At 62.9% G+C, this 9,889-nt stretch carries 12 protein-coding genes; 1 reads left to right on the top strand and 11 read right to left on the bottom strand.

Going from position 1 to position 9,889, the window contains the following annotated elements; all coding sequences use genetic code 11:
• Window positions 1–129: 129 nt before the first annotated feature.
• From ACFY5D_RS03715 to ACFY5D_RS03685, 7 genes are all read right to left on the bottom strand, one after another.
• Entirely contained in the window at window positions 130–4,650 is a 4,521-nt protein-coding gene (locus ACFY5D_RS03715) for a phage tail tape measure protein (RefSeq protein ID WP_387525196.1), read from the bottom strand.
• Window positions 4,651–4,669: 19 nt separating this feature from the next.
• Window positions 4,670–5,008: a hypothetical protein gene (locus ACFY5D_RS03710; protein ID WP_387525193.1), complete on the bottom strand. Its 339-nt coding sequence runs from the start codon at window positions 5,006–5,008 to the stop codon at window positions 4,670–4,672.
• Window positions 5,009–5,013: 5 nt separating this feature from the next.
• On the bottom strand, window positions 5,014–5,670 hold the full coding sequence (locus ACFY5D_RS03705) for a hypothetical protein (protein ID WP_387525190.1): 657 nt from the start codon (window positions 5,668–5,670) through the stop codon (window positions 5,014–5,016).
• Between the two features lie 99 nt (window positions 5,671–5,769).
• Entirely contained in the window at window positions 5,770–6,291 is a 522-nt protein-coding gene (locus tag ACFY5D_RS03700) for a hypothetical protein (RefSeq protein WP_387525187.1), read from the bottom strand.
• Window positions 6,292–6,294: 3 nt separating this feature from the next.
• A complete protein-coding gene (locus ACFY5D_RS03695) occupies window positions 6,295–6,516 on the bottom strand; it encodes a hypothetical protein (RefSeq protein WP_387525185.1) in 222 nt (73 codons plus the stop codon).
• Window positions 6,517–6,526: 10 nt separating this feature from the next.
• Window positions 6,527–6,958 (bottom strand): hypothetical protein, encoded by a 432-nt coding sequence (locus tag ACFY5D_RS03690; RefSeq protein ID WP_387525182.1) that lies wholly within the window; start codon window positions 6,956–6,958, stop codon window positions 6,527–6,529.
• Window positions 6,951–7,322, bottom strand: coding sequence for an HK97-gp10 family putative phage morphogenesis protein (locus tag ACFY5D_RS03685; RefSeq protein ID WP_387525179.1), 372 nt, complete (start codon window positions 7,320–7,322; stop codon window positions 6,951–6,953). The genes ACFY5D_RS03690 and ACFY5D_RS03685 overlap by 8 nt, the downstream gene beginning before the upstream one ends.
• A gap of 60 nt (window positions 7,323–7,382) precedes the next feature.
• Between ACFY5D_RS03685 and ACFY5D_RS03680 the strand changes: the two genes are divergently transcribed.
• On the top strand, window positions 7,383–7,571 hold the full coding sequence (locus tag ACFY5D_RS03680; RefSeq protein WP_387525176.1) for a hypothetical protein: 189 nt from the start codon (window positions 7,383–7,385) through the stop codon (window positions 7,569–7,571).
• Here ACFY5D_RS03680 and ACFY5D_RS03675 read toward each other — a convergent pair.
• From ACFY5D_RS03675 to ACFY5D_RS03660, 4 genes are all read right to left on the bottom strand, one after another.
• Window positions 7,568–7,999, bottom strand: a complete 432-nt coding sequence (locus tag ACFY5D_RS03675; RefSeq protein ID WP_387525173.1) for a DUF6093 family protein — start codon at window positions 7,997–7,999, stop codon at window positions 7,568–7,570. The genes ACFY5D_RS03680 and ACFY5D_RS03675 overlap by 4 nt on opposite strands.
• A complete protein-coding gene (locus ACFY5D_RS03670; RefSeq protein WP_387525170.1) occupies window positions 7,996–8,382 on the bottom strand; it encodes a hypothetical protein in 387 nt (128 codons plus the stop codon). Before ACFY5D_RS03670 ends, ACFY5D_RS03675 begins: the two co-directional genes overlap by 4 nt.
• Window positions 8,383–8,450: 68 nt before the next feature.
• Window positions 8,451–9,524: a hypothetical protein gene (locus tag ACFY5D_RS03665; protein WP_387525168.1), complete on the bottom strand. Its 1,074-nt coding sequence runs from the start codon at window positions 9,522–9,524 to the stop codon at window positions 8,451–8,453.
• A gap of 13 nt (window positions 9,525–9,537) precedes the next feature.
• Window positions 9,538–9,888 (bottom strand): DUF2190 family protein, encoded by a 351-nt coding sequence (locus ACFY5D_RS03660; protein WP_387525165.1) that lies wholly within the window; start codon window positions 9,886–9,888, stop codon window positions 9,538–9,540.
• Window position 9,889 lies beyond the last annotated feature (1 nt).

Below are 9,889 nucleotides of genomic sequence, written 5' to 3'. Positions count from 1 at the left end.
GGGACTCGTGATATATCCCGAGGTGCCGGTTTCGCCGGATGGGTTCGTTGCAAAGTTCGTGCGGATTGCTGCCACCGAGTTACCTCCAAAAAGTAGGGGTGGGCCGTATTGCCCGGCCCACCCGGTTGATTACCGCTGGTTTGCAATGTGGCCAGCGAACTGCATCTGCCCCTTGGAGACTTCCTCGTTGGCGACCATGCGGACCTTGGCTTCCATCTGCTTGCCGGTCCATGGGTTCTCCACGATCACCGTCAGGTTCTGGGCCACCTGAGCGGCCGTCACCTGCGCCGGGACGTAGGCTGGCACCGCGTACCGGGCGGCATCCGGCATCGATGGCGCGGCATACAGCCCCTCCATCGCCGCGGCAAAGCGCGGCGCTTCGGCCTTGATGCCCAAAACGGAGCCGTCCACAATGTGCTTCGCGTCCTTCTTCGCTTCCTTCGCCGGCGAGGCAATGCCCCACGCCCGATGGAAGCCCTTCTGGCCCGCGATGCCGAGATCGTAGAAGGCCTTCTCGATGTCGCCTTCCTTTTTCGCCAGCGTGTCCACCAACGACTCGGCCGCATTCAGCCCGCCCTTCGACAGGGCGTCCGTGACATAGTTGCCGGCACGATTCGCCTGCGTCTCCAGGTCCTTGTATACCGAGTTCAGCGCCGACACATCCGACTTCGACCCGGCCAGCAGGATGGTCGCCGCCTCCATGCCGGCCTCGGTGCCCATCTCAGCGATCTCCTGGACCACGGCACCGCCGTAACCCTTCTTCCGCAGGGCATCGAGCTTGTCGCCGAACGCCTTCATCTTCGCGACCTTCGACCGGCCCAGGTTGGCGATGCCGCCAGCGGTCACCCGCCCGTACCTCGTCGCCTGGTGCTCGCCGATCAGACCCCCGAGGGAAGTCTCACCGCGCAGCCCGGAGGCCACGCCGTCACGGATCGAGAGCAGGTCATCGCGCTTCTCACGCGCCGACTCCAACTTCTTGCCCGTGGACTCCGCACGCTTCTCCAGCTTGAGCAGCGCATCCTCGGTCTGGTAAGCCAGCGCCCGCATGCTGGCGCGCTGCTTCTTGCTGAGGTCCTTGTTGTTGGATGCCTCAAACATCCGGTCAACCATGCCCATGCCATTGCCCGACGTGAACGCCTCAACAATGTCCCCGCGCTTCGTCTCACGACGCAGATCGAACGTGCCCTCGGAGAGGCGGGCAGTGCGCTCCTTGGAATCCCGCAGCGCTTCCTTGGCCTTGTCCTCGGCCTTCTTCGCCGCGGCCAGCTCACGGTTGTCCTTGTCGCGCCGACGCTTCGCCGCCGCCTTCGCAGACTTGTTTTCCTTCTTGCCGTCGATCGCGTTGTAGGCCTTCTCGGAGGCCTTCGCATCCTTCTCGGCCTGCTTGCGCTCCCGTGTCGCCGCATCGGCAGCACGCTTCGCCTTCGCATCCTCGCCCTGCGACCAACCCACACGGCCACCGGACTTCAGGCCGATCAATTCCGACAGTCCCTCAAGTCGAGGGTCATCGTCGTTGATCATGCGCGCCAACCGGTCATGCTTCCGAGACGAATCGCGGTTGATGACCCATTCGCCACCGTCAAGCCAGGACAGCGGGACGCCATCCTTGGTGACGCCCAGGATTCCATCTCGGGTATCCGTGCCCGGCCCCGTGGTCGGAAGTTTGCTACCTGCAGCATTCCGGGGGATCTGGCCACCGAACATGTTTCTTGGGACCAACTTGCTGGCCAGGCTGGGAGCAAGGGGAACCGGAGGCACGTTGTACGAGACGGAGACCGTCGACGTCCGGTTCCGAGCAACGTTGTTGATTGCCGACTCCACTATGGAGACCCCGGAGGACGTCACGTTGACGTTCGCCGAACCGTCATTGACCCCGTTGATTTTGCCCTGAACGATCCTCACAGACCCGTCGTCCGATACCAGCAAGCGGGCGTCACCGTCGGTGACCCCGTTGATCTTGCCCTGGACGCTCAGGACCGTGCCCTCGTCGGTGACTTCGACGCCCACGGTCTGGCCCATGATCGCGTCGATCTGGGCTTGCGTGAGTTTCGTGGTGCCATCCTCGGAAACGAGGACTTTGATGTCCTTTCGCTCCGGCATGGCATCGAGGACTCCGGTGATTCCGTTGGCGCGGTCCGTGGCAAAGTCCTCCAGCCACGTCTTGATGTTGACGTCCTTCGGGATGCCGAGCAGCGAGCGGGCGAGGGTGTCCGCTTCCTTTCCGAACACACCGAACTTGCCGGCCGCATCAACAGCCTGCTTGTAGGACTTCGACATCGAGTCCTGGACTTCCTGATCCGAATGAACCAGGTCGCCGTTCTCATCCACAGCCGTGGCAATGGCGTTCGTGCGCTGCTTCAGGGTGCCGATGTAGGAATCAAGCGCTGCCTGGTTTTCGGAGCCCTTGGCTGTGTGCTCGTCTAGGGACTTCCCGTTTTTCTTGATGGTCTCTTCCATCGAACGGAACGTGTCCTCGACGGCCCGGTTCGCCGCCCGAACATCCAGCGTGCCATCGGAAAGCTGCCACAAGGTAGACAGCAGCTTGTCGATGGAAGTGATGGACCCGTCCGCCGAGACGCCAATTTCGGCCAGGCCCTCGGCCATGTCCTTCGTGACCGGGAATGCCACGCCCATGGCGGTCCCGAGCATCTGAGCTGATTCCGCGGCCTGCTGAGCTTCTGCCGACGTCTCACTGAGTGCCTTCGCATATGCCGGGAAGTGCTCGTTGAGCACTGCCTGATCAACGCCGGCATTCTTGGCAGCCGAAGCGATCATCTCGTACGACTTGGCCGCCGAGTCGGCGTTGCCGTTCGCAGCCATCTGCGCGAGTTGAGCGTCCAGCTGCTCGAAATTCTTCTTCGCGAATTCGATATTGCTGGATCCACGAGTTCCAAGCGAGAGAGTCTTGGACAAGATCAGGTCAACGTTGTCCGCGACGTCGCGGTTGCCGATGACCTTGAATGCGTCTTCCAGACCTTTGACATCAACTCCGTCGAAGAAGTTTCCCTTGCTGGTGAACATCTTGTTGATTTCAGCCAGCCCGGTCTTTGCCGCTTCGCCGCCCGAGCCCATCCGCAGGAGCGCCGCCCCCATGGCGTCGGTGTCAGCAAGCGCCCCGGATGGAACCATTGCGGCAACAGTAGGGCCGACCATAGCCAACAGGCCGATGACGCCGAGGGCCCTGTTGAGCGCGGCGGCGGACTTCGAAGCGCTGTTCATGGACAGCCCCGCGGCGTTCGATGCCGCTGCAGTTCCGAAGAGGCCAGTGGTGGCGCCGAGCGTGGCGCCTGCAAGTCCGCGTAGGCTGGCGGCAGTGGAAACGATGCCTGGCACGAGCTTCATGAACCCGCCAGCAACCAATGCAGTTACGCCAACGACAGCGGCGCCGGTGACCAGGATCTTCTGCATCGGCTCGGGGAGATCCCCAAACACGGAAGCAATCTTGGCCGCTCCATCGGCGATGCTCGCCACCGCCGGAAGTATGACGGATCCGGCGTCGATGGCCGAGTCCTTCATGTTGTTCCAGGCGATCTTGACCTTAGAGCTGCTGGTCTCGTACCGCTTGTTGGCTTCGTCGACGAGGGCTGTGTTTTCGGCCCATGCCTTGTTGCCCAACTGCAGGGAGTCGCTCAGCAGATCGCCCGAGGCGGCGAGGGCCAGCATGACCTGAGTTTCCTCGGTGCCCTTGATGCCGAGGGATTTCATGGTGGCGACAACGTTGCCGCCTTCATTCTTGACCCGCGACAGGCCTTTGTTGACTGCGTCTAGTGCTTCGACTGGGGAGGTGCGGAATGCTTCGGCGAACTGGTCGGCGCTCATGCCTGCGGTCTGTGCGAAGGAGTCGAGCTTGTCGCCACCTTCTTGGACGGCGCTGTACATCTTGAGCAGGACGCGGGTTGTGACGCCGCCGCCCAGCTCTGCATTCACGCCCATCGAGGACAGCGTGTTGGAGAGCGCCAGGACGTCGGACTCGGATGCGCCGATGGTCGCACCGGCGCCAGCGATGCGCTGTGCCATGGAGAGGATTTCGGCTTCCGTGGATGCGCCGTCATTTCCGAGCGCCACGAGTGCCGCGCCGAACCGGGAGACACCTTCGGTGCCTTCACGCTTCATCGTGCCCATGACGTTGCTGATCTGCGCGATCTGCGTAGCAGCGTCCTCTGCTGTGAGGTTCGTGGATACTCCGAGGTCGACCATCGTCTTGGTGAAGCCGACGACGTCCTTGGTGGCCACGCCGAGCTGGCCCGCGGCCTCTGCAACACCAGCGATTTCGGTGTGCGTTTCGGGGAGGGTCTTGGCGAGGCCGAGTAGCCCGTTTTCGACCTGGCTCAGCTGTGCTGGGGTGCCGTTGACGGTCTTGAGTACTCCGGTCCACGCGGATTCCCAGTCCATGGCGGCCTTGGTGGCCAAGGTGAGGCCGCCGACGATGGCGACACCGCCGGCCACGAGCCCGGTGGAGACCTGGCTCCACGCCTCCTGGTGGGCGTTTGCCGTTTGGGCGAGTTTGCCGATGCCGGACTGGGCGTCCGCTCCAGCTTTCTCGGTCTTTTTGGCGGCGGTTTCGGCGGCTTTGGCAGCTGCGTCCATGTCGGCGCGGAAGCGGCCGATTTCGGCGCGGATGCGGACTGTTACGGTTTTTTCAGCAGCCAAAGCAGCCCCCTGTATTCAGTTATTCGTGCGTGTCCACGAGGTAGACCTTCTGGCCCGGATACGTGGTGCGGTTCTTGTCTGCCACGTAGGATTCGTTGGCTTCGCAGCCGTGGCAGGTGACGTCGTCCTGGACTTCAAACCGTCCGACGTTTGCGTCCCCTCGAGTCATTGAATGGGGGAGTCCGCACCCGCTGCAGAGACTGTCTTCGTAGGCTTGGAGTGCTATGGCCATGAAACGGTCGCGCTGGTTGACCATGCCGTCCTGTGCCCGGTAGCCGAGAAGAACGGTGATGGGCCAGCGCCAAGCCCGCGCTGTTCGCGCCTGACTGATCAGGTGCGCCCAGCGCGGGCGGGCCATAGCTTCTACGATTTTGGGACGGTCACCTCGGGAACATCGCTCGACGCAGCGCGGGCGGCCTGAACCAGCATGTCGATCTGCGCATCACCGAGCTTGTCGTGCAAGACCTTCACCTGGTCGCGGGTCAGCTGCACCCAATCGTCCTTGTATCGGACCTTCGTGGCCGACGCGATCTGGCGCAGACGTAGTTCGGTCCGGATGACACGGTTGGTTTCCTCGTTGGCACCGACACGCACGAGCTCGTTGATGTCGCTGGTGGAGCTGATGCCCATCAGCTTCGCGGTGGTTCGTGCCCCGGCGCGACCCTTGGCGGCTGCTTCGACGAGTTCATCGGCGAGGTCCTTGCGGATCTCTTCCTTCATCGCGTCTTCCTCGTCGCCGGTGACGGCGGAGACTCGGAATTCGCGCTTGGATTCATAGAGCTTCTGCTCGAGTTCTTCGATCTTGGCGTTGATGTCGGCGTTGGGGTCTTCTTCGCCTCCGAGGGCTTCGTCGCCTTCTGCTGGCGGCGTGTAGGTGACGCGCTGCTTCTCAAGTCGTTCGATGTCGCCGATGAGGCCGAGGCGCCCGAAAAGGGTGACATGGTGGGTGGTGCGTTCGCCGCCGGCCAGCCATTCGTCGAAGTCGAGTTCGCTGGTGGGGGTGTTCTGGTTTTCGGTCATGGTCAGACTCCTACGTTCGGGGTGTTGTCAGACTCTTGCGTGGTACCGTGGCGGGGCGGAGTCTGACGTACACCCCGCCACGGGGTCTTGTGGGAGCGGTTAGGCTCCGGCGGCCACGACGGCGCGCTCGTCCGTTTCTTCCTGGATGTACCAGGTCATGCCGAACTTCTCGTACGATGCCGTCTGCGGAGACAGAACACGTGGGGTGCCAGTGAGAACCTGGAACACGCGGACCTCGTCGCCGACCTTGAACGGAACCTCGTGCGCCTTCTCGCCTTCCGCGATCTGGCCGATGCGCTCCACGAGGTAGCCGGCGATTCCAGCGTGGGTGAACGTCGTCCATCCCTTGTCGTCGACAGTGTCCTTCCAACGGAAGAACGTGCTTGCTCCCTCGTAGGTCGGCAGCCCAGGGGCCTTGACTTCCAGCGTGGCGCAGTAGCCGGGGTCGTTGATTTCGGCGTTTCCAGTCGCGCCGAGCTGGAAATCTGCGAGGGTGATCAGGCAAGACAGGTTCAGTACGCCTGCGCCGGTCAGCTCCGAGAGCTTTGGTGCGTGGTAGTTCGCCAGCGTGGGGACGAATGCAAGGTTTCGGTTGCCGTCGGTGAGCATCTTCTGTGGCATGGTTTATCGGCCTTCCTTCTGGGATGGGACTTCTTTGAGCTGTGGGAAGCGGCCGTCAAGCCACGTTTCCGGCACCGGGCGGTCAAGCTTCTTGCCGGTCGTGGTGTCGTAGACGAACACCTTGTTGCGAGGGTCGAAGACACGGTCAGCTTCTGGACGGGCGGGTTCGGTCACGGTGGCCACCACAGGCGTGGCTGGCTCGGTGACCGGTTTGGGGGTTGCCACGATGGGCCTCCTAGTTGGTGGTGAGCCGCCATTGCAGCGGCAGGTAAGCCCGGGCCGGGGTGACCTGGGAATCTGTGAGGGGCTTGGTTACACGGAATGCGTCGGCGTCAGGCATGAGGAACTTGGAGCCCATGGGCAGGTTGGTGAGCGCCGCAGCAACCTGTTGTGCGGCCTGCCGGCACGACCGGGCATCGGGGCCGACGACGGTTGTTTGTGGAGCCCAGTCCAAGACCGTCACGTCGACGAGTCCGGTCAGGTCGCGTTCGCCGGGAAGGTCGGAGCCAAGCCCGGAGAACACAGCGACGTAGGGCCGGATGTACTGGCCGGACGGATCCGTGGGCACCTTCGCCGGAACGATTCCGTCGTAGACGCGGGCACCGATGTCTGGCAGGGACCGAAGCTTGGCCAACAGCAGGTCGGTGAGGGCGTTCGGGTCAACCACCAGACACCGCCCGAGCCATGATCTGCGCCATCGCTTCCGCGAAAGCAGGGGAGTGTTTGTCCGCTGCCGGGCCCATGAACGGTTGCGCCGCCATGCGACTCGTACCCATCTCTTGGTAGATGGCATAGTCAGCGGTGGCCCGTACCTCGGCTTCGATGGAACCCGACGTGCCCATGGCTCGCAGGTCGCTCGTCCCGATGGACCCTTTCAGGTTTCCGGTATCCACTGGCGCCAGTAGCTTGGCCGTGTGCTCCACATCCTTCGCGGTCTTACGGACCACGGCGCGGGTCAAATGACCAGCCGCTTTGGGTGCTTCACCAAGATCCTTGGCCAGCATTCGCAGTTCGGATGCATCGAATGACATGGGCACCTCCGGGCAATGGAAAAGCCCCAACTGAGTGGGGCTTTGGGTAGGGTGTGGCGTATGACAAAAACTCAGAAAGACACTGGTCTAGGCAAAGGCATCATCTTCTTCGCAGTCGTCGGCATCCTGGCCGCGCTAGTTTCCAGTTACGCCGGTTTTTACGGGGTAATAAGTACCGTTAGCTTCGTAATCGCAGCACTTCTCGGGCTGCTGTGGTGGATCAACTTCGCCAACCGCAAAAAGAGCTAGTCCGGGTTCTGCTGGGTTTGGTTTTCCCAGGCGATGAAGTCGTTCTGCCAGAGCAATGAGCCGGCCATGGACTGCTTGAGATTGAACACTCGGTCTACGGCTTCGACGACGTCGCCGCGTTCCCCGGTCATGAGCTGGGGGAGGCCCACGCCTTGCCCGTTCTCGAACGGGAGCCCGACCATGTACTGGCGTAGCTCCGTTGGCTGCTCGCCGGGGATAATGCTCGCTTCGCGCTTGAGCTCCTGAACCCGGCAAGTCCCGGTCCAGAGCAGCACGCGCCCCGTCCAGTCCTCGGGGATCGGGTACGGTGGCGGGCCTTCGGCGATGCGGTAGATCCTGCATCCCGAGACCATGGTCTGTGCCGCAACCGGCCGGTGATGAGTCACCCAATTGGCGGGGATGATGGCGGTGGCGGGGAGTGGGCTCATGAGCGCCATTCCTCGCCTTCAAGCCGGGTGCCGCCACAGAACGGGATGATTTCGAAGAACGAATCGTCTTCGGCGTCCTTCTGGTCGGCCTTGTACCGGAGCGCCGCGGCCTGCTTACGCAGCTCGGCGGCAACGGCCGGCCCATCCGTGGACAGGTCCTGCGTGCGGATCTTCTTCGACGTGAGCGCTTCGCTGGTGGCGATGGCGTCCAGGGCGTCGGCCGCGGCCCGCCAGATCCCCGGCAGTTCGATGCTTCCCGCGTCCCCGGTGACGTAGCCGTGCATGCCGAGGTATCCCTCGAGCATCGGATCATCGAGGATGGGCGGGCTTGCGAGGTCCGCGATGAGCAAGCGAACTTGGCCAGCGGGCGTGGTGTAGTCCATCCGGACCTCCTAAGTTGTTGGGGTGGCGCGCACCCCCGCTTGGGACGGGGATGCGCGCCGGGGTGATGCTAGGCGCCCTTGGAGCCGTAAACGGCCTGGGTGAAGCCCTTCGCCGCACCGGTTACGTGGCGGCCGCGGAACTGGATCGTGTCGTCCTGGATGGAACCATCGGTGATGGCGACTGCGCCACCGCCAACGCGTTCGCCCTGATCTCGCTTCACACGGATGTCCACGGCTTCATGGCCGATCAGGCCGGTCTTCACGACGGACGGGTTCGCCGTGCTCTTGCCAGGGAGCAGTGCCCAGCTCGAGTTCTTCGTCGCGGCACCGTTCTGGTTCACGAACTCGCGGGACACCTGCAGCTGAATCTGGCCGCGGAACGGATTCGATTCCTCGGTCTCGGTGACGTTGCCGGCACCGTCGTCGACCTTGTGCACGATCTTTTCCGCATTCAGGATGCGCTTGGCCTGCAGGGCCAGACCGGGACCGCAGACGAGCACGATGGTGCTGATGTCGACGAGTTCCTTGCGGTGGTTTTCCTTCACCGAGAGGGTCTGGATTGCGGTCAGCAGGTTTTCGGAGGTCAGCGGCTTGTTGTCGACCGATCCGAAGAAGCTGGTGTTCAGCCCGGTCTTGCCGACGAGGACTTCGTAGACCTTCTTGTTCTCCGTGTTGACCGCGGCGTTGCCGAGGACCTTCGGGAAGTCGGCGAGGTCGGAGAAGTCGCGGGACAGCTGCAACTCCCACGTGAGGTTGAAGAACTTGCCGGTCTTGCCGGTCGAAATCTCGACGTCGGTCTCGGCCAGCTTTCCGCCCTTGTACTCTTCGCCTTCCTTCACGTCTTCGAAGTACTCGTTGCCGAACAGGTCGACGAGCTTCTTGGGACGGAAGTCCGAAAGGCTCTTCGGGAGTGCGAACAGCTCGTATTCCTTGACGGCGTCCTTCTGCGCGGTCATCGCTTCCTTTTCGAAAGCGGCGCCAAGCAGCTTGGGGAAGTCGCTGGTGGTGAGCGCTTCCATGAGGATGTTCTGGCGGGCGAAGTTGGACGGGTTGCGCCCTTCTCCGAACAGCAGTGCGGCTTCGTAGATGCGCTCGTCTTCGGTGGGAGCGGCGCGGAAGCCTTCAATTGCGAGATTTGCCATGGTGGTGTTCTCCTTACGCGCCGACGGCGGTCTGAGTGGTGTAGCCGATGGGGGCTACTTCGACGGGGCCAGCGGCTGCGGCCTTGGTGCCCAGGGCAATGCCGAACAGGTAGTTGCCGGCGGCCGTGGTGTTGAGTTCGCCCGCGGCGGTGATGTAAACCGGCAGCCCCTCGGTGGCCAGGGCGCCGGTGACTTCGACGTCCCACGAGGCGTCGAGCCAGATGGTGACCTTCTCGCCAGCCTTGGCAGCGATCTGTGCGATGCCACAGATGGATCCGACGCGGACAGGGGCACCGGATGCCACGTCGTATGGTGCGGTGACGGTGATGTGCAGGGCATTGGTGTAACGCTGATTGCCAGCCATG

The sequence above is a fragment of the Paeniglutamicibacter sp. NPDC012692 genome (genome assembly GCF_042901625.1).
GTDB lineage: Bacteria > Actinomycetota > Actinomycetes > Actinomycetales > Micrococcaceae > Paeniglutamicibacter.
The sequence above is the reverse complement of the archived record's forward strand: the minus strand, read 5'-3'. Positions and strand labels throughout refer to the sequence as shown.